The 25,578-nt window shown below is 64.4% G+C and carries 20 protein-coding genes; 4 read left to right on the top strand and 16 right to left on the bottom strand.

Annotated features, from left to right (window positions below; translation table 11 throughout):
* Positions 1-29: 29 nt before the first annotated feature.
* From B1526_RS07885 to B1526_RS07865, 5 genes are all read right to left on the bottom strand, one after another.
* Positions 30-1,343 (bottom strand): class I SAM-dependent RNA methyltransferase, encoded by a 1,314-nt coding sequence (locus B1526_RS07885; RefSeq protein WP_095615503.1) that lies wholly within the window; start codon positions 1,341-1,343, stop codon positions 30-32.
* Between the two features lie 50 nt (positions 1,344-1,393).
* Complete coding sequence (locus B1526_RS07880) at positions 1,394-1,966, bottom strand: type 1 periplasmic-binding domain-containing protein (RefSeq protein ID WP_095615502.1); 573 nt, start codon at positions 1,964-1,966, stop codon at positions 1,394-1,396.
* A 27-nt stretch (positions 1,967-1,993) separates the two neighbouring features.
* Positions 1,994-2,737: a DUF3159 domain-containing protein gene (locus B1526_RS07875; RefSeq protein ID WP_095615501.1), complete on the bottom strand. Its 744-nt coding sequence runs from the start codon at positions 2,735-2,737 to the stop codon at positions 1,994-1,996.
* Between the two features lie 32 nt (positions 2,738-2,769).
* Positions 2,770-3,750 (bottom strand): DUF3710 domain-containing protein, encoded by a 981-nt coding sequence (locus B1526_RS07870; RefSeq protein ID WP_095615500.1) that lies wholly within the window; start codon positions 3,748-3,750, stop codon positions 2,770-2,772.
* Positions 3,751-3,910: 160 nt separating this feature from the next.
* Entirely contained in the window at positions 3,911-4,771 is an 861-nt protein-coding gene (locus tag B1526_RS07865; protein ID WP_095615499.1) for an exodeoxyribonuclease III, read from the bottom strand.
* 158 nt (positions 4,772-4,929) lie between these two features.
* Between B1526_RS07865 and B1526_RS07860 the strand changes: the two genes are divergently transcribed.
* Entirely contained in the window at positions 4,930-5,727 is a 798-nt protein-coding gene (locus B1526_RS07860) for a hypothetical protein (RefSeq protein WP_201260145.1), read from the top strand.
* A gap of 149 nt (positions 5,728-5,876) precedes the next feature.
* Here the strand turns inward: B1526_RS07860 and B1526_RS07855 are convergent, their stop codons facing one another.
* The 5 genes from B1526_RS07855 to B1526_RS07835 form a co-directional block, all read right to left on the bottom strand.
* Positions 5,877-7,904: a dipeptide ABC transporter ATP-binding protein gene (locus tag B1526_RS07855; RefSeq protein ID WP_095615498.1), complete on the bottom strand. Its 2,028-nt coding sequence runs from the start codon at positions 7,902-7,904 to the stop codon at positions 5,877-5,879.
* Positions 7,905-7,926: 22 nt separating this feature from the next.
* Positions 7,927-8,880, bottom strand: a complete 954-nt coding sequence (locus B1526_RS07850) for an ABC transporter permease (protein ID WP_095615497.1) — start codon at positions 8,878-8,880, stop codon at positions 7,927-7,929.
* Positions 8,881-8,894: 14 nt separating this feature from the next.
* Positions 8,895-9,821 carry an ABC transporter permease gene (locus tag B1526_RS07845; RefSeq protein WP_095615496.1) on the bottom strand — a complete coding sequence of 309 codons (927 nt, stop codon included), beginning with the start codon at positions 9,819-9,821 and terminating at the stop codon, positions 8,895-8,897.
* 521 nt (positions 9,822-10,342) lie between these two features.
* Positions 10,343-11,971 carry a peptide ABC transporter substrate-binding protein gene (locus B1526_RS07840; protein ID WP_095615495.1) on the bottom strand — a complete coding sequence of 543 codons (1,629 nt, stop codon included), beginning with the start codon at positions 11,969-11,971 and terminating at the stop codon, positions 10,343-10,345.
* Positions 11,972-12,161: 190 nt separating this feature from the next.
* Positions 12,162-13,079 carry a tyrosine recombinase XerC gene (locus B1526_RS07835; RefSeq protein ID WP_095615592.1) on the bottom strand — a complete coding sequence of 306 codons (918 nt, stop codon included), beginning with the start codon at positions 13,077-13,079 and terminating at the stop codon, positions 12,162-12,164.
* 598 nt (positions 13,080-13,677) lie between these two features.
* Here B1526_RS07835 and B1526_RS07830 point away from each other — a divergent pair.
* Together B1526_RS07830 and B1526_RS07825 are read left to right on the top strand one after the other, a co-directional pair.
* On the top strand, positions 13,678-14,490 hold the full coding sequence (locus B1526_RS07830; RefSeq protein WP_095615494.1) for an ABC transporter ATP-binding protein: 813 nt from the start codon (positions 13,678-13,680) through the stop codon (positions 14,488-14,490).
* Positions 14,491-14,497: 7 nt separating this feature from the next.
* Positions 14,498-17,326 carry an ABC transporter permease gene (locus B1526_RS07825; RefSeq protein WP_095615493.1) on the top strand — a complete coding sequence of 943 codons (2,829 nt, stop codon included), beginning with the start codon at positions 14,498-14,500 and terminating at the stop codon, positions 17,324-17,326.
* A gap of 102 nt (positions 17,327-17,428) precedes the next feature.
* Here B1526_RS07825 and B1526_RS07820 read toward each other — a convergent pair whose 3' ends face one another.
* Positions 17,429-18,616 carry a glycerate kinase family protein gene (locus B1526_RS07820; RefSeq protein WP_095615591.1) on the bottom strand — a complete coding sequence of 396 codons (1,188 nt, stop codon included), beginning with the start codon at positions 18,614-18,616 and terminating at the stop codon, positions 17,429-17,431.
* Positions 18,617-18,731: 115 nt separating this feature from the next.
* On the opposite strand from B1526_RS07820, the gene B1526_RS07815 reads away from it, so the two are divergent.
* Positions 18,732-18,980: a DUF6725 family protein gene (locus B1526_RS07815; RefSeq protein WP_095615492.1), complete on the top strand. Its 249-nt coding sequence runs from the start codon at positions 18,732-18,734 to the stop codon at positions 18,978-18,980.
* Here the strand turns inward: B1526_RS07815 and B1526_RS07810 are convergent.
* The 5 genes from B1526_RS07810 to B1526_RS07790 all read right to left on the bottom strand — a co-directional run bounded on the left by B1526_RS07810 (position 18,970) and on the right by B1526_RS07790 (position 25,520).
* Positions 18,970-20,013, bottom strand: a complete 1,044-nt coding sequence (locus tag B1526_RS07810; protein ID WP_095615590.1) for a prephenate dehydrogenase — start codon at positions 20,011-20,013, stop codon at positions 18,970-18,972. The genes B1526_RS07815 and B1526_RS07810 overlap by 11 nt on opposite strands.
* 56 nt (positions 20,014-20,069) lie before the next feature.
* Positions 20,070-21,104, bottom strand: a complete 1,035-nt coding sequence (locus tag B1526_RS07805) for a prephenate dehydratase (protein ID WP_095615491.1) — start codon at positions 21,102-21,104, stop codon at positions 20,070-20,072.
* Entirely contained in the window at positions 21,101-21,565 is a 465-nt protein-coding gene (locus B1526_RS07800; RefSeq protein WP_407641015.1) for an alcohol dehydrogenase, read from the bottom strand. Before B1526_RS07800 ends, B1526_RS07805 begins: the two co-directional genes overlap by 4 nt.
* A gap of 214 nt (positions 21,566-21,779) precedes the next feature.
* Positions 21,780-23,714 carry a translational GTPase TypA gene (gene typA / locus B1526_RS07795; protein ID WP_095615589.1) on the bottom strand — a complete coding sequence of 645 codons (1,935 nt, stop codon included), beginning with the start codon at positions 23,712-23,714 and terminating at the stop codon, positions 21,780-21,782.
* Positions 23,715-24,110: 396 nt separating this feature from the next.
* Positions 24,111-25,520: an MFS transporter gene (locus B1526_RS07790; RefSeq protein ID WP_095615490.1), complete on the bottom strand. Its 1,410-nt coding sequence runs from the start codon at positions 25,518-25,520 to the stop codon at positions 24,111-24,113.
* Positions 25,521-25,578: the final 58 nt, after the last annotated feature.

Genomic DNA, 25,578 nt, shown 5'->3' with positions numbered 1-25,578 from the left:
CCGACCGTGTGCACCCGGCCCATGTTCGCTCATTTCGTGAAGACGGCGACCGTCTCCACATGATGTGTCATCGGGTAGATGTCGAACGCGGCGATTGAATGGAGCGCATACCCGCGCTTCGTGAGCGTCGCCGTGTCACGTGCGAGCGACGCGGGGTCGCATGCGATGTAGACGACGATCGGGGCGCCGGAGTCCGCGATGAGGTCGCATACGTTCGCCTTCGCGCCCGCGCGCGGCGGGTCGAGGACGACGATGTCGGGATGCGCGCGCTGTGGATCGATGTCGTGTTTGAGGGTCCTCAGGACGTCGCCGCACAACGCCTGCACCGTGTGGATGCCCGCCGCCTTGAGGTTCCTGCGGGCGTTCGCGACGGCCGTCTTCGCGCCTTCGACGCTCACGAGTTTCGCATGGTCGTCGATGAGCGTCGCGAGCGGCAATGTGAAGAGTCCGGAGCCCGAATACAGGTCCCATATGACGAGGTTGCGGCCGTTGCGCGGCGTGCGGCCGCCAAGCGCCCCGCGGATCTCGTCGATGACGTATTGCGGGAGCACTTGTGGCGCTTCGCGGTGCATCTGCCAGAAGCCGCCGGCGTCGACCGTGTAGGTGAACGCGCGGCCGTCGACTTCGATACGTTCGGTGAGGTTGCGGCTGCCGTGGCGCACCTTGCCGTCGACGATGACCGCGTGGTTCCTGCCGATCGCGCGACGCAGCGCGTCCGTATCCGCGATGTCCGCGGCGTCGACGCGCGGTTCGGGCACGGCGATGCGCACCTGCGCGTTTGCCGGGAGCGCGCCGCCTTCCCATACGTCGTGCATCGCGGCCGCTTCGAGCACGGCGCGTGTCGCGAGCGGCATCGTGTCGATCGGTACCCGGTCGTGGCTGCCGCGGCGGTGCATCGACGGCCTGCCCTCGTCGTCGGTGATCATCTCGATGCGCGTGCGCCAATGGAGGCCCTGCGCTTCCTCGTCCCCGGGCATCGCGTAGACGGGGATATCGTCGAGGTCGACATGTCCAAGCCGCGCCATGACGTCCTTGATGGCCGCTTCCTTCCAGCGTTCCTGGCCTTCGAGCGAGACATGGATGAGGTCGGCGCCGCCGACGCCGCCACCCATCGCGAGCGGACCAGCAAGCGGCCAGCTCGGCTCGACACGGTCGGGGCTCGCTTCGAGGACCTCGATGACCTCGCCCGTCCAGAAGCGGTCGTTCCTGTCCGTCGGTTCGTCAAGCGCAATCCTGACGCGCTCCCCCGGCAACGCGAACCGGACGAAGACGACGCGCCCGTCGATGTGCGCGACGCACCGTCCCTGGTCCGCATACCGTTCGATGTCCACTATGGCTTCCATACCCGTTTCCTTCGCTGTGCGTTGTCCGTGGATGATCGCATCGTCCGCGCTCAGTGGAGCGTCGTGACGAGGATGTCCTTGTCATGCGGTTCGTCGTCAAGGACCTTGCCGAGCGCCTCGCCGACCGGTTGCGCGTCCATCATGCGGTCGTTGACCGTGAACACGGCGGCGTACAGTTCCTCATCGTCCGGCACCTCGACCGGGTTGAGCAATACGACCGGAATGCCCGCGTCACGTGCGAGCCGCAACGCGACGCGCCACTGTCCTTCGTCCTTCGAGGCATCGATTCCGCTGACGATGATGACGCCCACATTGCGCGCGACGGCGTCACGCACCGCCTGAATGCGCGCGGCCGGCGCATCGTCCGCATCGCCGCGGGCCATCAGGATGACGGCATAGCCGTCCGCGTCCAATGCGGATTCGACGAGCTCTTCGGCGCCGTGCGTGTCGCCGATGAGCGCGACGGTCCTCGCTTCCCCCGGCGAATCGACATGGGCTGGAGCGTCCTGCGCGGCGCCCGTGTCGCCGACGGCCGCGTGCCGCGGCGCGCACGAGGCCAATGCGAACACCGCGAACGCGCAACATACGCCCACAGCCACTTTGAGGATGATGCCATTGCCCATATCCGCCCCATTCCCGTCACTTGTCAATCAGTGTCGTTCGCCGCCGGCGCCGCCTTGGACCCCATGCTCGCCCATCTCCTCGGCGCGTTGGAGTTCCAGCTGCCTATGGCGGTGCATCGGGTCGGCGACGATGAGATAGGACACCCATATCGCGAGCGCCCAGAACGGAATGCCCATCAACAGGCGCGCCGTGCCGAGCCATCCGACACGGTTCGTCAGATAGAGCGGCACCTGCACGGCGAGGCGCAACGCGAACACGCCAATCCACAGCCATGTGATCGTGTTGTACGCGCGCATGAGGGCCTTATCGGAACGCCAGCCGTCGAGCCATGCGCGGAACCGTTCGGTCGGCAATGAGCGGATGAACTCGATCATGAACCCGAGCCCCGGCACCTTGATGAGCAGCGAGACAAGCAGGACGACGATGTAGACGGCGTTCGTGATGAACCCGTACATGTAGTAGTTGCGCGCCTCGCCGCTCCTCCACGCCCATACGAGGCATATCGCGACGGCGACGAGGCCCGAGAGCGCGCCCATGGCGGACTGCCGCTGGCATAGGCGCACGACGACCTGGAGCGCCGCGAGCGCAGCCGAGACGATGACCGTCAGTTTGAGGTCGCTCGTGATGATGAACATCACGACGAACACGACGCCCGGCAGCATCGATTCGACGACGCCGCGGGGGCCCCCTATCGCCTGGATGACGGAGAAATCGCCGCCGTCGCTTGAGGCGAGCGCGCCGAGGCCGGTGCGTTTCCTGGGTTCGTTCATCGTCTGGTCTTCCGCTTTCCGCGTCCGGGCGCTCAGCGCAGTTCGGAGAACATCGGGCCGCGCGAGAGCGTCGTCTTCTGCTCGACCTCGTGGTCGGAGTTCATCGGGCCTGTCGGCTTGCCATCGATTGTTGATGGGCCATTGCCGTCGCCGTCACCGTCCTCGGCCGATTGGGCCATCGCGCGGCGCTCGCCCGGCGTGAGCGGCTGCGCCATCGGGATGAGGTCGCGCGGCGCAAGCGGCTCCTCGCCGCGGTCGACGACGATGTACGAGAAGAAGCGGTCGAGGACCTTCGCCTCAGGGCTGTCCGGGTTGTCCGCGGCAGGTCCGGAGAAGATGCCGCGCAGCATCCAACGCGGGCCGTCGACGCCGACGATGCGCGTGACGTGCGTCTTGCCGTTCGGCAAGGTGATCGGCAGCCTGATCTCGGCGCCGAAGATGCCCGGCACAACCTTGGCGGCCGGGTTCGCCTCGACGAGGTCCTCACGCACATCGTCCCACAGCCCCATCGTCTTCGGCGCGGCGAAGGCTTCGAGCTCAAGGCTTGAGCGCCCGATCGTCACCGTCGCGCCGAGGAGCGTGTTGTCGGCCTTGCTCGCCTTGATGCGCAGCTGGATGCCCTGCACGAACGGGATGTAGAACGAGCCGAGCGACAGGTACTCGTCGTAATCGGGGCCGTTGTCCTCGTTGATGTCCCACGGGCCGTACATGTCGCCGCGCCCTTCGTAGTCCATGACCGCCTCGGTCGGAACGGCGAGCGCCTCGTCATCGCCATCCGCGTCCTCGGCGTCGGCGGCCTCGGCGATGCCCTCCCCCTCGTCCGTGCGCACGGCCGCCTCCTCGGCGTCATGCTCCTCGCGCGCGATGCGTTCGTCCCGTCCGGTGTCTTCGGCCTTCGTCACGTCGATGTCCTCGGTGGCCTCCTTCGCGACATCCTGTGTCTGCGAAGCGACCGCTTCGGCGAGACGCGCCTCGCGTTCTTTCTTCTTCCTGCCGAATCCGAACAGTCCCATGGGTTCCTCGTTTCCTTCGCTCACGTGCGCGCCCGTGACGCCGCCGCCACGGGCGCGCACGCCAATCGCTTACCGCCACAAGCCTAGCACGCGCCGCCCGGACATGGGCGTGGTGTACCGCGTTCGCCACACATGCCGCACATTCGGCCCGCCGCGCGGCTCACACGCCGTACGTGATGCTCAACGGCGCATGGTCGGACCAACGCTTGTACCATTCCTCGGCGCGGTCGACGGTGAAGCCGCGCGCCGCGGCGGCGAGTTCAGGCGTCGCGAACTGGTAGTCGAGGCGCCAGCCGGCGTCGTTGTCGAACGCGCGGCCGCGCTGGCTCCACCATGTATATGGCCCTTGGATGTCGCCCGCGAGGTCGCGCATGACGTCGACGTATTCCATCTCGCCGACCCACCGGTCGATGTACGCGCGTTCGGCGGGCAGGAACCCATGCGTCGTCAGGTTCGATTTCGGGTTCTTCAGATCGATCGGCGTATGCGCGATGTTGAAGTCGCCGCAGATGACCGCCTGTTTGCCGCCGCGCGCCGCCTCCTCGCGCAGTTCCTCCATGCGTGCCGTCATCGCGTCGAGGAAGCGGTATTTCTGCACTTCCTTGATGTCGTCACCGTCGGCGCCCGCGTGCACGTACACGCATACGACGGTCACCGTGTACCCCTGTTCGGTCCTCACGTCCGTCTCGATCCAACGTCCGGTGTCGACATCCTCGTCGAGTCCGGGAAGGCCGATGCGCGTGCCCTCGAACGGCAGCACGCTCACGAGGCCGACGCCCGCGCGTCCTTTGATCCTGCACACGTCGTCGATCGTATGGATGTCCCCGGCACGTTCGACCTTCCCCGCCTGTGCGTAGTCCGCGCCGATCTCCTCGAAGATCTCATCGAGGACCTCCTGCGGCGCGCGCGTCTCCTGCATGCACCATACGTCGGGCGTGTGCCTGAGGAGCCATTTTTCCATGCCTTTGCGTTTCGCGGCGCGGATGCCGTTGAGGTTCGAAGTCGTGATCGTCATCGTCATAGGTCACGAGCCTACCTGTGCGCCCGCCCGAACGCCACGCCGGTTCACGACGCGCGCGATGCGCGCCCATGTTTCGGCATCGGCGAAGTCGGCGCCCCACGCGCGCGCCGCACTACCGTGGGAAGCGTCACGACACGAACGAATCGAGCACCATGGGCATGCAACGGACAACCGAACCACAGAAGAACACACGACAGACGAACGTACAACAGACGCGCGCACGGACTCCCCATGACACATCGACTCCACGCATCCCGCGGTTGTTCCTCGTCTGCATCGCGCTCGTCGTCGTCGCACTCGTCGGCGCGGGCGTATCGTTGTTCGACGACCGCGAATTCTATGCCGACGTCTTCGTCGAGGTCTCGGTGTTCATCGTGTTCGTCGCCGGGTTCTTCACGAATTCGCGGCGTCTGCAATTCGCGTACCTCATCGGCGCGAACGTGTACATCATCGTGTTCCTGTCGATCTTCGGGAAGGTCTTCTTCGACAATTTCAACGAGGGCTTCGGCGTCCTCGTGCTCATCCAGATCATCTTCTCGGCCATCAACCTCGTGCCGATATGTGTCTTCCATCTCGGCAGACGCGCGTTCTTCTACGGCTACCAACGCCAGCTCATCTACCCGACGATGTTCTTCGCGTTCGTCCTGCTCGGCCATCTGCCTGGCGGCGACCTGCTCACCGCGGAGGTCTCGCACGAAATCTTCTCGCTCATCATCTTCGCGCAGGCCTTCGATCTGCTCGACACGATCCACAGGATCGGCAAGGCGTACCATATGGCCGCGTACACGTTCGCGCAGGAGGACGGCGCCCACGTCGAGGACGGCGACGATGATGCGGACGCCACAAACGATGGCGATGAGGACGACGATGGCGTCGACGACACAGATACGAACGATATGGACGATGCAGCTGTGGATGATGTGGATGACGAAGTCCGCAATCCCGTGGAATCCTGATCCAAGTACCGTCGCGCAACTTTTTCCGCACAACGGTACGCTCACGGACCTCTGCGCGTACCAGGCCGCGGACATGCACGCGCGGCGGTACGCCCCCCATCGGGGTGGGGCGTACCGCCGCGCATCATACGACCGGCGGCCGGCCCCGGTTACAGGTCGAGGCCGAGTTCGAGCTTGCCGCCCGGGATCGCGTCGAGGAGGTCCTTCGTGTACTGCTGCTGCGGATGCAGGAAGACCTCGTCCGTCGTGCCGTGTTCGACGAGCCTGCCGTGCTGCATGACGACGACGTCGTCCGCGATCTGCCGCACGACCGCGAGATCGTGGGTGATGAACAGATAGCTCAGCCCGTTCTTCGCCTGTAGGTCGTTGAGCAGATGGAGCACCTGGTCCTGCACGAGCACGTCGAGTGCCGAGACGGCCTCGTCGCAGACGATGACGTCCGGATTGAGCGCCATCGCGCGCGCGATCGCGATGCGCTGGCGCTGGCCGCCGGACAGTTCGTTCGGATACCGCTGCATGACGGTCTCGGGCAGTTCGACCATGTCGAGCAGCTCACGGACGCGCGCCGCGCGGCTCTTCTTGTCGCCGATGCCGTGGATGCGCAGCGGTTCCTCGATCGAACGGTAGATCGAATACATCGGATCGAGCGAACCGTAGGGGTTCTGGAACACCGGCTGCACGTGCCTGCGGAAGTCGAGGAGCGTCTTGCCTTTGAACGCGCTGATGTCCTGCCCGTTGTAGGTGACGGTGCCCGATGTCGGTTCGAGGAGCTTGAGCACCATGTTCGCGACCGTCGATTTTCCGGAGCCGGATTCGCCGACGATCGCGAGCGTCGTGCCGCGCTTGACCTGGAAACTGACGTCGTCGACCGCCTTGAACAGTTCCTTGCGGCGTGGGAGTTTGAATTCCTTCGTCAGATGTTCGACGTCGATGACGGTGTCGGCATGTTCGAGGGAATCCTCATTGACTTTGTGTTCCATGAGCGCCGTCGCGTCCGCGCCGCGTTCCTCGACCGAGACGATGCGCTGCGACGCGAGCGACGGTGCCGCGGCGACGAGACGCTTCGTGTACGGATGCTGCGGATGCTGGAGCACTTCGAGTGACGGGCCGGATTCGACGACCTGCCCTTTGTACATGACGACGATGTGCTGCGCGCGTTCGGCGGCGAGGCCGAGGTCGTGCGTGATGAAGAGCACGGCCGTGCCGAGCGAGTTCGTGAGGTCCTGCAGATGGTCGAGGATCTTCTTCTGGACGGTCACGTCGAGCGCGGACGTCGGTTCGTCGGCGATGAGCAGTTCGGGACGGCACGCGAGGCCGATCGCGATGAGCGCGCGCTGGCGCATGCCACCAGAGAACTCGTGCGGGTACTGGCGTGCACGCGTCGCCGCGTCCGGCAGGCCCGCCTCGTCGAGCAGGCCCGCGATGCGGTCCTCCATCGTCGAACCGGTGACGTACTTCTTCGCGATGTACCATGCGTCATCGTCCTTGACGCCAGCCTTGATGAGGTCGTCGGCGACACGCCAACGGGTTTCGGATCCGGGGACCCATTCGCCGCGGAAATACGCCATGTGCTTGTCGAGGTCGTCACCGGTCACGCCGATTGTGACGAGCGCCTGTTCGGCCGCTTCGATGAGCTCGGGCAGTTCCTTCGAACCGAGGAACGTCTCGTCGCCTTCGCTTTTGATCTCGATGTCGGCGTTCGCGAGCGCCTTCGCGAGGTCGGAGCGCTTCTCATGCGAGACGTCCATGTTGTTCGCGACGAGCGACTCCTTGACCTGCGTGCCGATGCGCCACACCGGGTTGAGGTTGCTCATCGGGTCCTGAGGGACGAGGCCCATCTTCGAGCCGCGCACGGAGACGAACTGCTTCTGCGTGTAGTGCGAGATCTCGGTGCCGTTGAGCTTGATCGAGCCGCCGACGACCTTGCCGGTGCCCGGCAGCAGGCCGAGGCACGCCATCGCGGACGTCGACTTGCCGGAGCCGGACTCGCCGACGATCGCGACCCACTGCCCCGGATAGACGCTGAACGACGAATCGCGGACGGCATGCACGGCGTGGCCTTCGTCGGTCGTGAAATCGACCTGCAGGTCCTTGACTTCAAGCAGCGGACCCTCCTGGTGCTGCAGGTCCTCGAGTTTGTCCTCGATCTTCGTTTCCTGTGTCGTTTCCTGTGTCATGTGTTTCATTCCTCCGCAATTGTCAGGCCGTGCGGCTCTTCGGGTCGAGCGCGTCCTTGACGGCGTCGCCCATCATGATGAACGCGAGCACGGTGATCGCAAGCGCGACGGACGGGTAGAACAGCACCATCGGGTCGGTGCGCAGGATCGACTGCGCCTTCGAGATGTCGCCGCCCCAGCTGACCGTCGTCGTCGGCAGGCCGATGCCGAGGAAGCTCAGCGTCGCCTCGGAGACGATGTACGAGCCGAGCGAGGTCGTAGCGATGACGATGATCGGCGAGACCGAGTTCGGCAGGATGTGGCGGAACAGGTTGCGCGTCGGCGTCGAGCCGAGTGCCGTCGACGCCGTGTTGAATTCGAGGTTCTTCGACGAGAGCACGGCGCCGCGCGCGATGCGCGCCGTCGAGACCCAGCCGAAGAGCGCGAGCACAAGCACGACCTTCCAGATCGAAGTGATCGTGCGGAACATCTGCAGCACGACGATCGCGCCGAGCAGCATCGGGATCGCCATGAAGATGTCGACGATGCGGCTGAGGACCGCATCGACCCATCCGCCGAAGAAGCCTGCGATCGCGCCGACGAGGGTGCCGACCGCGACGACGATGAGCGTCGTCAGGATGCCGACGCTGAGCGACGTGCGCGTGCCGTAGACGACGCGCGCGTAGACGTCGCAGCCCTGCAGGTCGAATCCGAACGGATGGCCCGCCGCAGCCGGCTCAAGCGAATTGTCGAGGTTGCAGTAGTTCGGGTCGTTCTTCGTGAAGACGCCCGGGAAGAGCGCGACGAAGATGATGAAGAGGATGAGGATGCCCGAGATGATGAAGAGCGGGTTCTTGCGCAGCGTGCGCCACGCGTCCGCCCACATGCTCGACGCGGGTGCCGATTCGTCGACCGTGTCGACGGTCTGCAGCGGCGTCTCGTCGAGCGGCGCGACATAGCGCTCCTGTCCCGGCAACGGTTTCGTGATGTCTGTCATTGCTCCTGCCTCCCTCACGCGTAACGGATGCGCGGATCAAGCGCCGCGTACAGCATATCGACCAACAGGTTGCACACGACGAACACGAGCGTGAGCAGCGTGACGACGGAGACGACCATGTTCGCCTCACCCTTGAGGATGCTCTGGTAGGTGAGGAAGCCGACGCCGTGGATGTTGAAGATCTGTTCGGTGATCATCGCGCCGCCCATCAGTGCGCCGAGGTCCTGCCCGAGGTACGTGACGACCGGGATCATCGAGTTGCGCAGGATGTGGCGGAACGTGACCGACGTGTTCGTCATGCCCTTCGCGCGCGCCGTGCGCACATAGTCCTGGGCGATGTTCGACGAGACCTCGGAGCGCGCGAGCCGGATGATGTAGGCCATCGACACCGAGCCAAGCACCATTGCCGGCATCAGCAGGTCGAGGAATCCGGGGTTCGATCCGGCCGTGACCGGCAGGATGCGCCATTTGACGCCGAGGAGGTACTGGCCGAGGAAGCCGGTCACGAACGTCGGCACCGAGATGAGCAGGAGCGAGACGATCAGGATGACCGAATCGTACCATTTGCCCTTCTTGAGGCCGGAGATGACGCCGAACACGCATCCGAAGATCGCTTCGAAGCAGAACGCCATGAGCGCGAGCTTGATCGTGACCGGGAACGCGCGTCCGATTTCCGAGATGACGGGCTGACCGGCGAAGGTCTCACCGAAGTTGAGGCTCAGCGCGTTCTTCAGGAACAGGAAGTACTGCACGATGAACGGCTTGTCCAGATTGTATTCGGCGCGGATCTGGGCAGCGACGGCTTCATTGACGGGCTTGTCTCCGAACATCGCCTTGACCGGGTCACCCGGCAACGCGAAGACGAGCGCATACACCAACAGTGTCGTACCGAGAACCACGGGGATCATCTGCAGGATGCGGCGCAGAAGATATTTGCCCATTGGTTGCTCCTTGTTGTCTTACTGACCGCGTTCAGGGCATGGCTGATCATGCCACGGTCGCGGTCGCGGTATCCAGCAAGTCTACCGCATGACTTGACTTCCACCCCTGATTCTGCATCCTTTTGACCGATATATAGTGGGATTGCCCACGTTCTGAGCGAACATCGACGATATTCGCGCATTGCCGCCGATTCGTTGTGTGGTGCGGCGTCCCATACTGTGAACTTATGTCAGGATTATGCATTCACTTTGGTAAACTATACGATTATTCATATATTGACTGGAAATGGGGATCTATGCATGACCAACCGACGGTGACCGTCCGCATCGAGTTCCTCGAGGACGTGCCCGAACCATCCGACGAGGAGCCGCGCGACTGAGGACGCGACCGACGATTCGTAAGGATACAGAGGATATGACGAAGGCTCCGCATGACCCGTCCGGGTCATGCGGAGCCTTCGTCATATCCATATCATGTGGCGCGTTCGATTAACGCGCCCATGGATGGCTGAACCGACGAATCACTTCGTCATGTTCTCGTAGATCGGCTGGTTCTGCCAATCCATCTCGAAGCCCTTGACGCCCTTCGCGGCGACGCCGTCGGCGTTCGAGTAGTACAGCGGGACCGCCGGGAGCTGCTCGAGCAGGATCTCCTCGGTCTGGTGGTAGAGGTCGATCTGCTCGTCGTCGTTCGTCGCCGAGGCCGCCTTCGCGAGCAGCTCGTCGACTTCGGTGTTCTTGTAGTCGCCGTCGTTCGAGCCGTGGCCGTCGGCCGCGTCCGAATCGTACAGCTGGTACAGGTAGTTCTCGGCCGACGGGTAGTCAGGCTGCCAACCGGTGCGGAACGCGCCTTCGATCTTGCGGTCGGAGATCGCGTTGCGGAACTCCTGGAACGTCGGCATCGGGTTCGTCGCGGCCTTGATGCCGAGATTGTTCTTCACCTGGTTGACGATCGCCTCGTAGATCGGCTGCGCGCCGCCATCGGCGTTGAACGAGAACGTGAGCGTGCCGTCCCACTTCGAGATCGCCTCGGCCTCGGCCCACAGCTTCTTGGCTTCGTCCGGGTTGGCCTTGAGGTACTTCGCGTTCTTGAGGTCCTTCGAATAGCCCGGGATGACCGGTGCCGTGAAATCGGTCGCCGGCGTGCCGACGCCGTTGAGGACCTTGCTGACGATCTGCTCGCGGTCGATCGCCATCGAAAGCGCCTGGCGGCGCAGCTGGCCTTCCTTCGTGCTCGTCTCCCAGTGCTTCATGCCCGCGGGGATCGTGAAGGTCTGGATGACGGAGCCGGCCTTGTTGTAGGCCTCGACGGACGAATCCTTCTCGAAGGTCTTCGTGTTCGCGGCCGGGACGGTGTCCATGACGTCGAGGTTGCCCGCCTGCACATCGGCGTACGCGGAATCCGGGGACGTGTAGATCTTGAAGGTGACGCCGTCGTTCTTCGGCTGCTCCTCACCCTTGTAGTCGGCGTTCTTCGTCAGCACGATCTGCGAGTTGTGGTCCCACTTGTCGAGCTTGTACATGCCGTTGCCGACCGGCTTCTCGCCGAAGGCCTTCGGGTCCTTGTAGAAGGATTCCGGAAGCGGCGCGAACGCGAGGTAGCCGATCTTGATCGGGAAGACCGAATCCGGGGCGTTCAGGTCGACGGTGAAGGTCTTGTCGTCGACGACCTTGAGGCCCGAGAGCTGTTCGTCGCCCTTGAGGCCGTCCTTCTGCAGGTCGTCATAGCCCTTGATCGAGCTGAAGAACGACGCGCACTTCTGCGCGTTCTTCGCGTTCGCCGTGTAGCTCCACGACTTCGTGAACGATTCGGCGGTCACCGGCGTGCCGTCGGTGAACTTCCAACCGTCCTTGAGCTTGATCGTGTACTGCGTCGCGTCCTTGTTCGGCTCGATCGAATCGGCGACTTCCATCTTCGTGTCGCCCTTCGAGTCGTAGCGCACGAGGTTCGCGAAGAGCAGCTGGCCGACCTTGCCGCCGCCGGTCTCGTTCGTGTCGCCCGGGATGAGCGCGTTCTGCGGCTCCGAGTTGTAGGCGGTGATGATGTTGCCGCTGGCGTTGCTGGATGCGTCACCGGATCCGCCGCAGCCGCTGAGAAGCATGCCGAGCGCGCAGGCACCTGCGACGACGGCGATAGCCTTCTTCTTCATGTGGTTACTCCTTTTCCTTGATCGGCCGGCGGGTCATGCCCGCCGATACACGACGGGGCCGAAACCACTTGCGGGTTCCAGCCCCATCGCCGATTAACACCTTATTGTGCCACACCCTTGCAACCGGTGTTCTCGATTTGAGAAACAATCGACCGACGGCACACCGGTATAGCGCCCATCGGGGCCACGCTCACGCGCGTGGGAACGCCTGCGCGTAGCGCGCTTTGAGCTGCTCGATCGAGACATGCGTGTAGCGCTGTGTCGTCTGGAGCGACGAGTGCCCGAGCATCTCCTGCACTTCGCGCAGGTCGGCGCCGCCGTCGAGCATATGCGTCGCCGCGCTGTGGCGCAACGCGTGCGGCGAGATGTCCGGAACGCCGGCGCGCGCCGCCTCGCGGTGCACGACACCGCGTACGATGCGCTGGTCGATCCTGGCGCCGCGCGCGCCGAGGAACAGCGCCTGCCCGGAACGCGGCGTCACGAGCAGAGGCCTACCCTGTTCGGTCCATTGTTCGAGCGCACGCTGCGCGGGCGCGCCGAACGGCACGACGCGCTGTTTGTCACCTTTGCCGGTGACGGTGATCGTGCGGTTGCCGTAGCGCACGCTGTTGAGGTCCATCGAGACGAGCTCGGCGACGCGGATGCCCGTCGCATACAGCACTTCGAGCATCGCGCAGTCACGCAATGCAATTGCGCGCGCATGCGGGTCGTCGCCCTGTTGCGCGGCTTCGGTGTCGGCTTCGTCCATAAGCGCCCCGGCCTGTGTCTCGTTGAGCACGGCGGGCAGGGTCTTCGGCAGTTTCGGTGTTTTGAGCGCGGCCGCCGGGTCATGCGTGAGCACATTGTGGTCGAGCGCCCATGCGAAGAAGCGGCGTACCGCGATCGTCTTGCGTGCGAGGCTGCTTTTCGCGACGTGGCGCGACTCCCCCGCCATCCACATCCGCAGGTCGCCCAAGGTCACGTTGTCGAGTTCCGTCTTCCCCGACGCCGCGAGCGCGTCGAGGCATTGGAGCACATCGGAGCGGTAGGCGGCGACGGTGTGTTCGCTCAATCCCTTCGCCGCGCGCAGATAGTCGACGAACCGTTCGACCGTATACCGTGCGTCCATGCGCTCCCCTGTTCTGTCGACGATGCCGTTGCCGCCTTCCACTATATCCATCCATATCCATCCGCACATATCCATCCATATCCACCGTGTGCACCTTCATCGGCACTGTTTCATCGACACCGCGCAACCGGTTGCGCATGTCTCCACTTCCCACATCGTGAGACGGACGTCGTCGCGGACGAGGATCGGGAAGGTTTCCGCAATCGTTGCAATGACGCGGATGCAACCGGCGGTTGCGGCGTCTTGGACCATGTGCAACGCGACGTTGCCGCGGCGGATGTATGCCCTCGGGTATAGCTGGAATCGTCCTTGATGGGCGGTCCCGGTACGGCCGCACGAATGTGGACATTGTGGCATACCGTGCGTCCCGATACGGTACGATGCGGTCATGGGCGGTCCGCCCGTCGAAGTTCCGGACATGATGCGACAGTGACGGCAGTCACGGTCCCATTCGGGAACATCGTGCGAAGGTGACGGCAGTCACCGTTGCGTCGAGACGGTTTCGCGGACAATGGGTAACGGAAAGGCACACGGCAGGCGTCTGAGTCTCGTCGTGCATCGAATCATCACTACCACCAGACCACTGGGAAAGGTTCATATGAGCAGGAAAACCACAGGCGCACCCGCGCCGAGCAACGATCCGGTCGTCGCGAAGGCGGTCGATCTGTACAAGACCTATGGAGACACCGACAGCCAGGTGACGGCGCTCAACCATGTGAGCGTCGACTTCCGCCGCGGCGAACTCACCGCGATCATGGGGCCGTCCGGTTCCGGCAAATCGACGCTGATGCACTGCATGGCGGGCCTCGACGTACCGACGAGCGGCAAGGTGTTCGTCGAGGACCTCGAGGTCTCGTCGATGAACCAGAAGCAGCTCACGCAATTGCGCCGCAAGGAGATCGGCTTCATCTTCCAGTCGTTCAACCTCGTGCCGACATTGACGGCCGAAGAGAACATCCTGCTGCCGCTGCAGATCGCGCACCGCCCGATCGACCGTGACTGGTTCAGGAAGGTCGTCGGCGTCGTCGGCCTGGAGAACCGGCTCGACCACCGTCCGAGCCAGCTGTCGGGCGGCCAGCAGCAGCGCGTCGCATGCGCCCGCGCGATGATGGAGCGCCCGAGCGTCATCTTCGCCGACGAGCCGACCGGCAACCTCGATTCGCGTTCGAGCCGCGAGGTGCTCGGCTTCCTGCGCCAGTGCGTGCAGGAGTATGGACAGTCGATCGTCATGGTGACGCACGACCCGCGCGCGGCGAGCTTCGCCGACCGTGTGCTCGTGCTGTCGGACGGCTCGATCACGCAGGACATGGACCACCCGACCTATGACGACATCCTTGCCGTCTTCGCCGAGCACGACGATCCGGACAACGGCCCGGTCGAGGTCGAACCCACCGCCGGCAAGGAGGCCTGAGCCACTGATGTTCCGCATAGGTTTACGAGATACCAAGGCCCATTTCCGCCGCTTCGTCATGTCGATCATCGCGATCGCGCTCGGCGTCGCGTTCGTCGTCGGCTCGTTCTGCTTCCGTGAGATGCTCAACGACCAGGTCGCGCAGATGATGGGCTCCAACTCGGACGCCGACGTCTATGTGCGCGGCGCGACCGAGCAGAAAGAGGACGGAGAAGGCGGCGTCAACAGCCACACCTACAACGAGATCAGCACTGACGTCATCCCCGATATCGAGAAGGTCGACGGCGTCGCAAGCGCCGACGCGACGCATCAGCTGGGCAACGCCGTGCTGCTCGACCGCAACGGCGACGCGATGACGACGGTCGGCGCCCCGACGCTCGTCATCGGATTCGACGAGCACGATCCGTGGCGTTCCACCCATTTCGTCTCCGGGGGCTACCCGCGGACGGACGACGCGGTCGCACTGCTCGAGGACACGGCCGACAAGGCCGGTCTCAGGACCGGCGACACGGCGAAGATCGTCATCGACGGCGAGGTGCATGAGATGACGGTCTCGGGCGTCTTCACATCACCGTCCACACAGCTCGGCGCGATTCTGATCCTCGCCCGTCCGAGCTTCGTCGAACATCAGCTGCAGGAGGAGGGTGAGGACACCTCGAGCGTCCAGTACATCGGCGTGTACGGCGACAAGACGACACCACTCGACGAAGCGGCGCAGCAACAGCTCGCCGACCGCATCAACGAGATGCTGCCGAAGAGCGCGGACGCGCACGCCGTGACCGGCGCTTCGGTGCGCGACGAATCGACGAAGAGCATCCAGGACCAGCTCGGCTTCATCCAGCCGTTGATTCTGATCTTCGCGGCGATTGCGTTGTTCGTCGGCGCGTTCATCATCGCGAACACGTTCACGATGATTGTGCGCGAATCGATGCGCGGCTATGCGTTGCTGCGCTCGGTCGGCGCCTCGCCGCTGCAGGTGTTCGCGAGCGTGCTCATCCAGGCCGTCATCCTCGGCCTGGTCGGCTCCGGCATCGGCGTGCTGCTCGGCTGGGGTCTGCTCGAAGCGATCGCGAAGGGCATGACAAGCGGCGGCATGCCGCTGTCCGGCTCGCCTGCGCCATCGGCGACCGACGTCATCATCGGTGTCATCGTCGGTGTCGTCGTGACGATCATCGGTGCGACATTGCCGGCGAAGACCGCAGCGACCGCTCCCCCGATCCAGGCGATGAACGAGACGGTCAACCCGGAGAAGCCGGTCAAGGCGCGCGGCTGGCTCGGCATCGCGATGGTCGTCATCGGCGCGGCCTTCTGGGTGCTGTGCTATCTCGACGCTGCGAAGACGGTCGACTGGCAGTGGCTCAACGACCTCGGGTCCGGCTGGACGCTCGGCCTTGGCGCCGGATTCGTCGTCATCGGCGCGATCGTCTGTGCACCGGCGTTCGTCGCGCCCGCCGCGAAGGTGCTTGGCTGGGTTCCATCGAAGATGTTCCCGGTCACCGGCAAGCTCGCGACGCGCAACATCGGCCGTGCGAAGCGCCGCACCGCGAACACGGCCGCCGCATTGTTCATCGGCGTTGCAATCGTCAGCTGCCTCGGCGTCGTCGCGACGTCGATGAAGACATCGGTGAGCAACCTCGTCGACAACAACGTGAACGCCGACTATGTCGCGATGACGGCAAGCATGTCACAGCCGATCTCGACGAAGGCCGTCGACGCAATCGAAGATACCGACGGCGTCGGTGCATCGTCGCCGATCTACATGTTGCCAACAGTGAAAGTGGCCAACGCCACGGAGGACATCATGCCGAACACGGGCAATATCGATCTGTTCACCAAAATCGCACCGATTGCTCAACAGGACGGCGACGCCGCGAAGGCAGTCGAAGATGGCGAAGCGGCGGTCGGACGCACGATCGCCGACGACGAGCATTGGAAGATCGGCGATGTGATCGACCTCGAATCGGAAAACACGTCGGTCGACGAAGAGGCCACGAAGCAGGCGTCCGAAGCCTACCAGAAGCAAGTCGAGCAGCAGGCGACCGCGCTGCAGCAGGAGGCACAGCAACTTGCGGCCTCTGGTGACGTCTCCGGTGCACAAGCCAAGGCGAAGGAGGCCGAAGACGTCGTCAAGCAGGCGCAGGACGTCGATCCGAAGCAGTTCGTCAAGATGAAGACCGAGACGAAGAAGGAGCAGGTCAGGATCGGCGCGATCATCGATGACTCCCTCTACGCCGACGGTGTCATGATCTCGCTGCCGACGGCGGAGAAGCTCACAAGCAAGGACATGATGATGGTCACGCAGATGTACGTGCAGGCGGAGCCCGGCGCGGACGTCGAACATCTCGGCAAGGACCTCAAGGAGACCGTGAAGCCGTTCTACACGGTCTCGGTCCTCACGCGCGACGAGTTCAAGTCGTCGATGAGCTCGATGATCAACTCGATGCTCGCGATCATCTACGCGCTGCTCGCATTGTCGATCATCATCGCGATCTTCGGCATCGTCAACACGTTGGCGCTCAATGTGTCGGAACGTACGAAGGAGATCGGCCTGCTGCGCGCGATCGGCACATCGAACGGCCAGGTGCGCGGCATGCTCGCGATCGAGGCGGTCATCCTCTCGGTGTTCGGCACGATCGTCGGCATCGTCGTCGGTGTCGCGGCCGGTGTCGTCATCCGCGCCGCCTATGAATCACAGGGCATGACGACGTTGACGATCCCATGGGACCAGCTCGTGCTGTTCCTCGTCGTCGCGGTCCTCGTCGGCCTCGTCGCGAGCATCTCGCCGGCGCGCCGTGCGCTCAAGCAGCCGGTGCTTGACGCCGTCGCGAGCGAGTGAGGCCATACCACACCACAGCGTCCCAACGCACGAAGGCCCCGTGTGGCCGTTCGATCGAACGGCCACACGGGGCCTTCCCGTTGCCACCCCTATGCACATGGCTCATGCAGATATCGAGGGTCGTGGCGCATGACGATGCGGTATGCGTATCGCCGCAACGAGGCGCGCGACGTTCTCGGCGGTGCGCACGAGATTCGCGCGCCCTTCGCCAATCGCCTGTGTGAGGCTTACCGGACCGGACATGATGCCGAACACGGCATCGATGCCATGGTCCTGGAGCGTATCGGCCCCATGCCCGACGCAGCCGGCGAGCGCGACGACGGTGCAGCCCGGTGCCGCGTCCTTGACGATGCGCGCGACGCCAACGGGTGTTTTGCCGTACCGTGTCTGGCCATCGATGCAGCCCTCACCCGTGACGCATAGATCCGCGCCATATGCACGTGCGGAGAGTCCCGTCGCTTCGGCGACGATTGAGACGCCGGGACGCATCCGCGCATCGGTGCATGCGAGGAACCCGGCCCCAAGTCCGCCGGCCGCGCCCGCACCGGGCACATGTTCTACATCGCGGCCAAGCGTGTCGCGGATGACGGCGGCCCAACGGCGCAATGCGGTGTCGAGTTCGGCGACGGCCATTGCATCGGCGCCTTTCTGCGGGCCGAACACGGAGGACGCGCCGCATGGTCCCGTCAGCGGATTCGTCACATCGGACGCGAGTATGAACGTCGCCGCCTTGACCCGTGGGTCGAGCCCGGACACGTCGATCGACGCGAGCTGTGCGAGCGCGGCCCCACCATAACCAAGCTCATTGCCATGGGCATCACGCAGATGCACGCCGAGCGCCTGCATCATGCCGGCGCCACCGTCGTTCGTCGCCGAACCGCCGAGCCCTATGATGAACGACGTCGCACCGTGGTCAAGCGCGTCGCGGATGAGCTCACCGACGCCGAATGTCGTCGTGACACGCGCGTCGCGCGATGCCACATCGACGAGGCCGAGACCAGCAGCGGACGCCATTTCGATGACGGCCGTCCTCCCGCCATCGCGATCGCCAAGCATGCCGTAGACGGCGGCGACCGGCGTGCCGAGCGGACCAGTCACGACGGCCGGGGCGAGACGTCCCCCTGTCGCGTCGACGAGCGCCTGCACGGTGCCTTCGCCACCATCGGCCATCGGCACGGCCACATAGTCGGCGTCCGGCAACGCCCTGCGCATGCCCTCCTCGATCGCCGCGGCCGCTTCGGCCGCAGTCATGCATCCTTTGAACGAATCCGGCGCGATGACGATTCTCATGACCCATCCCTCCTGCATCGAGCGGACATTCATCCATCATGCCGCACGCAGTACAATCACATAGCGATATCCACATACGCGTCCGCTGGACGCGCACATCGACGAAGGAGATGCGATGAAACTCCCCCAGACGATTCCCGCGGGCGCACGCGTCGTCGTGCGCCTCTATGCGGGCGTCGACGAACGCACGGGACGCATGCAATACCGCGACGTCGTCGGCCACGTGCGCGCATGGGACGGCACGACGCTCGCAATGACGCGCGACGCCGCAGCAAACGGGTCACGCCCCGCGCAGGACGTGGATATCCGCGCCGCCGACATCGCGATCCTCAAACCGGTGCCGGAACGGCCCGTCAGATCGTGAACTGGCGTTCGGCGAGCGCATGGTGGCCCGACGTGAACCTCACGATATGCTCGCCACGCATTGCCGAATCAAGCAGGTCGCGGCGCCAGTCGTCGGCGCTGATCTTGAGCGTCGTGAACACCGTCTGCGTCTCACCCGTGTCGAACGCCGTACGCTGTTTCGCCTTGTAGTCGCGGTACGGCTGCCCTTCCGTGAAGAAACGGTGAATCGCCGCGGAATCATCGTCATGCAACGCGTCGGCGAACGATTCGAGACGCTTCGCCATGTTGCGCAGCAGTTCCTCGACGTTCGCGGCGTTCTCGACGACCATCGCCGCCGTACGGTCCGGGTCAGTGAGCGCGACGCGCGTCATGTCACGCCATGAGCCGGCTGACAACGCCGCCGCGATGTTGCGGTACGGGTTGTCGGTCAGTTCGTTGATGAGCGCCGTCGACACGACGTGCGGCATGTGTGAGATGAGCGACGCGGCGCGGTCATGCGTCTCGTCGTCGATGACGATCAGCGTGTTGCGCAGGCCGCGTGTGATCATACCGGCGACCTGCACGATGCGCGCGTATTCGGTGTGGTGGTCGTAGGTGAGCGCCCACAGCGCGTTGTCGAATATGTCGGGGTCGGCGGCCGACCATCCGGAATGCTCGTTGCCGGTCATCGGATGCGCGCCGACATAGCAGTCGGTGATACCCGCGGCGTGCACCTGTTCGCGGACAAGCCCCTTGACGCTGCCGACATCGGTGAGCGTCGTACGCGACGGGTCGATGATCGGTTTCAAGGTCTTGAGCAGTTTCGGCATCGCGACAAGCGGATTGCACAGCACGATGACGTCGGGGTTATCCGAGACGAGCTCCTCGAGGCTGTCCTTGCAATCGATGCCCGCGGCGCGCGCGGCCGCATACGGGTGCGGACGATGGTTCCATGCGCTTACCCGCACGCCCGCTGCACGCAGGCGCAATGCGAGTGAACCGCCGATGAGGCCGAGGCCGACGATTGCGATATGGCGCGGGCATTCAATGCCTTCCGGGCCGATCGCCGGCATTGTCGCCGTCTCCTCGATCGTGTCCGGTGCCTCCCCCAGGGAGCGGGATACCTCTTCTACCACAGCAGTTCCTTTCGCATCGTCGCATCATCGCTCCGGGAAGCGGACAATGTCTCGTTGGTCTCCATATTGCATCGTACCCCACCTTGCGGAAGCATCCATTCGTCGACGGGCGGATGTGGCCGTTCGCGGCGTGGATAGACGGCGAGCGTCTTAAGCCAGTCGCCATGTTCGAAGACCTCGGTGAGGAGCGCGCGGAACCGCGGCTCCCATGGCGCCGCGTCGAGCGTCGCGATGAAGCTGTAGGTGCCGTCATGGCCTTTGATCGGCCGTGAGATGAAACTCGTCATGTTGAGGCCCGCATCGCGGATCGCGTCGAGCGCGTCGGCGAGGACGCCGGGACCAGTCGCGAGCGGAATGAACGTGAGAATCGACTCGAAGGCCTCGGCGCCCTGCGCGCGCGCGGACGCAAGCTCGGTGCGCACGTCGTCACGACGTGCGATGACGAGGAACTCGGTGCGCGCGCCTTGGAAGTCCTCGACGTGTGCGGTGATGCGGTGCAATCCGTACAACCGTCCGCAGATGTCGGGTCCGAGCGCGACGCACCCGTACGCGAGGTCGCGGCACGCGGCCCCGTTCGACGCGGCCGGCATCTCCCGCAGCTGGTGGGCGCGGATGAACCTCCGGCACTGCGCAAGGCCGTGCGGATGCGCCGACACCGTCGTGCACACGCGGCATACGGCATCGAATTCGGATTCGCCCGCACCTCGCTGTGCGAGCGCCGTCACATAGGTCTCTTCGGTGACAAACGCGGAAAACGTCACATCGACGCCGACGCGCACGAACCCGGCGACATCCTCGGCGTCGATGAGCATATCGAGATTCGGCACGACGTAACCTTCGACGTTGTTCTCCCATGCGATGACACCCCAACCGTCGCCATGCGCGACCGCGCGCACGATCGACGCGGCGTCGCCGCACGGCATGAGGTCGATGTCGTCATGACACGGAAACATCGCGGCCGCCGCAATCGCCGCCTCATGTGTGAACGTGCCCTCGGGGCCCAGATAATGCAACCGTCTCGCGCTCATCGCCCCTCCCCCTGCGCCACACTACCGTCCGCGGTGTCGTCCACTGGTGCGGACATCGTGCGGAACCACCGTTTCGGGCATACAAGCAACAACAGTTGGACGATGAGCGACCCGTAGAGCCATATATATCCCACGTGCTGCGACCACCAGGGAATCGTCGCCGAACGGAACCCGATCGGCAACATGAGGTCGCCACCAGGGCCCGGCATCGCGAGCGTCCATATCGTCAGATACGAGACGATCAGATGGAACGCGAGTCCGATGACGCCGCCGCGCGCGCGGGCGCACCATGCGGACATGCCGATGATGAGGAACGCGAGCACAAGACCATATGGAATGTTCATCGACGCGCCCATGCGGTGTGCGAGCGTGCCACACGCGCCCGCGGCGGCCGCGCTCGCAATCGTGACGAGCGTGCGGACGACGGCGTTCTGTCGGTGGCTCCACGGCGAGCGCCGCATCGCCACTGCTCGTGATGGCACAGATGGCGATGGCACTGATTGCATCACGGGGTCGGCTTCGGGTCGCGGATCGGTCGTGCTCATACCCCCACAGTGTAGGCGTACCGCGCGAAGACGGCCGTCATCGTGCGGTACACCATCGGTCACGGTATGAGACACGGGCGTCGGCGCACGATTGCGCCGACGCCCGTGTCTCATACCGTGACGAATGGTGTCACTTCGCGTTCTGCGCGTTGTTGTTCGCGCGGCGCTGCTTCGCGCGCCACTTGTACCAATCCTCACGGTTGAGGATGATCTTGCGGATGCGGATCGACTCCGGCGTCACCTCGACACACTCGTCCTCGTTCGCGAAATCAAGCGACTCCTCAAGGCTCATCTTGATCGGCGGCGTGAGCGTCTCAAGGACGTCCGCGGTCGCCGAACGCATGTTCGTCATATGCTTCGCGAGCGTGATGTTGACGTCGAGCTCGTCGGGCTTGTTGTTGACGCCGACGACCTGGCCTTCATACACGGGCGACTGCGGTTCGACGAAGAAGTTGCCACGCGCCTGCAGACGCTGCATCGCGTACGGCGTCGCGACACCCTGACGGTCGGAGACCATCGAGCCGTTCTGGCGCGTGACGATCTGGCCGGCCCACGGCGCATACCCGGCGGAAAGCGACGAGGCGATGCCGGTGCCGCGCGTCGCGCTCAGCAGTGCGGTGCGGAAGCCGATGAGGCCACGCGACGGCACGGTGAACTGCAGGCGAATCCAGCCGGAACCGTGGTTCGACATCGATTCCATGCGGCCCTTGCGGTCGGCCATGAGCTGCGTGACGGTGCCCATGTACTCCTCGGGCACGTCGATCGTCGTCGATTCCATCGGTTCGCTCAGGACACCGTCGATCGTCTTCGTGACGACCTGCGGACGGCCGACGGTCAGCTCGTAGCCTTCGCGGCGCATCTGCTCGGCGAGGACGGCGAGCGCGAGCTCGCCACGGCCCTGCACCTCCCACGCGTCCGGACGTTCGGTCGGCAGGACCTTGATCGAGACGTTGCCGATGAGCTCACGGTCGAGACGGTCCTTGATCATGCGCGCGGTGAGCTTGTGGTCCTTGCCCTCCGTGCCGGCGAGCGGGGAATCGTTCGTGCCGAACGTCATCGAGATCGCCGGGTCGTCGACGTGGATGAGCGGGAGCGGACGTGGATCGTTCGGGTCGACGATCGTCTCACCGATCATGATGTCGTTGACGCCCGCGACGGCGACGATGTCACCGGGGCCGGCGGATTCGACGGGCGTGCGCTCAAGGCCCTGCGTGCGCAGAAGCTCGGAGACGCGGAAGTTCTCGATCGATCCGTCGACGCGCGACAGGCCGTAGGTCTTGCCCTTCTCCAGATTGCCGTTGTAGATGCGCACGAGGCCGAGACGGCCGAGGAAGTCGGATGAATCGATGTTCGCGACATGCGCCTGAAGCGGCGCGTCGGGATCGTATTCGGGGGCGGGGATGTTCGTGATGATCGACTCGAAGAGCGGTTCGAGGTTGTCATTGTCCGGAAGCGCACCGTTCGCCGGTTCGTCGGTCGACGCGTAGCCGGCCTTCGCGGCGCAGTAGATGACGGGAAGGTCGAGGAGCGCATCGAGGTCGAGGTCGACGCCTTCCTCGATGACGTCCTGCGCGAGGCCGAGCAGCAGGTCGGACGCCTCGCCGACGACCTCCGAGATGCGTGCGTCGGGACGGTCGACCTTGTTCACACACAGGATGACCGGCAGTTTCGCCTCAAGCGCCTTGCGCAGCACGAAACGCGTCTGCGGAAGCGGCCCCTCGGACGCGTCGACGAGCAGGACGACACCGTCGACCATCGAGATGCCGCGTTCGACCTCACCACCGAAATCGGCGTGGCCTGGCGTATCGATGACGTTGATCGTGATGCCTTCGGGATGGCCGTATTTCTCGGCGAGCGGACCGGTGTACTGGACAGCCGTGTTCTTCGCGAGGATCGTGATGCCCTTCTCGCGCTCGAGGTCGTTCGAATCCATCACACGATCGGGGACTTCCTCGCGCTCGTTGAAGACGTGGGACTGCTGAAGCATTGCGTTGACGAGCGTGGTCTTGCCGTGGTCGACGTGAGCCACAATTGCCACATTACGAATATCGCCGCGAACCGCCATGAATGTTTTCTCCTCAAAGACCATTGATTTCCTGTGTGACCCTGATGGACGCGGAACCGGCGTTCACCATTCGCACACAAACCATCGCAATCGTACGCGCACATGCTGACACGGCACGGGCGTCGCGCGATGACATAGACTGCGGGAACGCACGTCGGAATCACACTCCCAGCGTCGCGCGACACCACGACCTGCGGGAACCCCGGACGCCAACGCGACCTCAGCGTCGCACGATAACACAGATTGCGGGAACGCACGACGGAATCACACTCCCAGCGTCGCGCGACACCACAATCTGCAGGAACGCACGACGCAAAAAGGACGCCCGGCGTCGCGCGTTGCCACAGATTGCGGGAACGCGCGACGCCGGGCGAAGAAAAAGGAGAGAAGCGGACGTCAGTCGTCGAGCGTCGCACCTGTCTTCTCGGGAAGGAAGAGCGCGGCGATGCACGCGAGCACGAACGCGACCGCGAACACGATGAACGCGACCGACTTGTTGCCGCCCGACATCGTCAGGAACCACGGCACAAGCAGCGGCGCGATGATCGCGGCGACACGGCCGCACGCGGCGGCGGCACCGGACGCGGCGCCACGCAGACGCGTCGGATAGATCTCCGGCGTGACCGCGTAGAGGACGCCCCATGCGCCGAGGTTCGAAGCGGACAGCAGCATGCCGAAGCCAAGCACCTGTGGCACGTTCACGGACTGCGAGAACAGGAACGCGGCAACGGCGGACACGGCGAGGAACACACTCAGCGTACGGCGGCGCCCCCAACGCTCGACGAGCCACGCGGCAAGGAAGTACCCCGGCAGCTGCGCGAGCGAAATCGCAAGCGTATAGCCGAAGGACTTCGTGAGCGAACCGAACTGGTCGGCGAGCAGGCTCGGCATCCAGGTGAATGCGCCATAATACGAGAAGTTGACGAAGAACCACGTCGCCCAGATCGCGACCGTCACACCGATGTACTTGCGGCCGAACAGTTCACGTGTGCGGATCTTCGGCAGTTTGACGGCCTTCGCGCTCGCGACGGGCTTGACGCCGCTCGCGGCCTCGAAATAGCGCACCGAGCGTTCGGCCTCCTCATCGCGCCCCTGCGCTTCGAGGAACCGCACCGATTCGGGCAGCTGACGACGCGCGACGATCGCGTACAGCAGCGGCAGCGCGCCGATGAGGAGCGCCCAACGCCACCCCCAATCACCGGTGTTCGGAATGACGAAATAGCCGATCGCGGCCGCGACGATCCAACCGACGGCCCAGAATGATTCGAGGAGCACCGTCATACGTCCGCGCTGCTTCGTCGGCGAGAATTCGGAGACGAGCGTCGAGGCGACGGGCAGTTCCGCGCCAAGGCCGAGACCGATGACGAAACGTGCGGCGAGGAGCATCGCGAGCGTCCACGAGAACGCCATCGCACCGTTCGCGACACCGAAGACGACCATCGTCGCCGTGAACACGGTCTTGCGTCCCCAACGGTCGGCGAACCAACCGCCGAGCGCGGCGCCGACCGCCATGCCGATGAAGCCGATCGACAGAACCCACGACTTCTGCACGGCGCCGAGGTTGAAGTGGGGGTCCGCGGCGATCGCGGCGACGACGAACGACACGAGGCCGACGTCCATCGCATCGAACGCCCAGCCGATGCCCGACGCGACGAGCAGTTTGCGGTGCGCGCGGTTGAACGGCAGACGGTCGAGGCGCTCGTTGCGCGTGAGCGTCGTGGCGTCCGCGTCCGCGAGCGGCTCAGGTGCCTTCGATGCGCCCGCGCCTCGCGCGGATACGCCCAATGTGCTTTCTGCAGCGGTCATGGTTACCTCCGATATGCTGCTGTGGTCTGCAATATGGAAAAGATGAACATATGGACTG

It is taken from the genome of Bifidobacterium criceti, assembly GCF_002286935.1.
In the GTDB taxonomy this organism is placed as follows: domain Bacteria; phylum Actinomycetota; class Actinomycetes; order Actinomycetales; family Bifidobacteriaceae; genus Bifidobacterium; species Bifidobacterium criceti.
The sequence above is the reverse complement of the archived record's forward strand: the minus strand, read 5'-3'. Positions and strand labels throughout refer to the sequence as shown.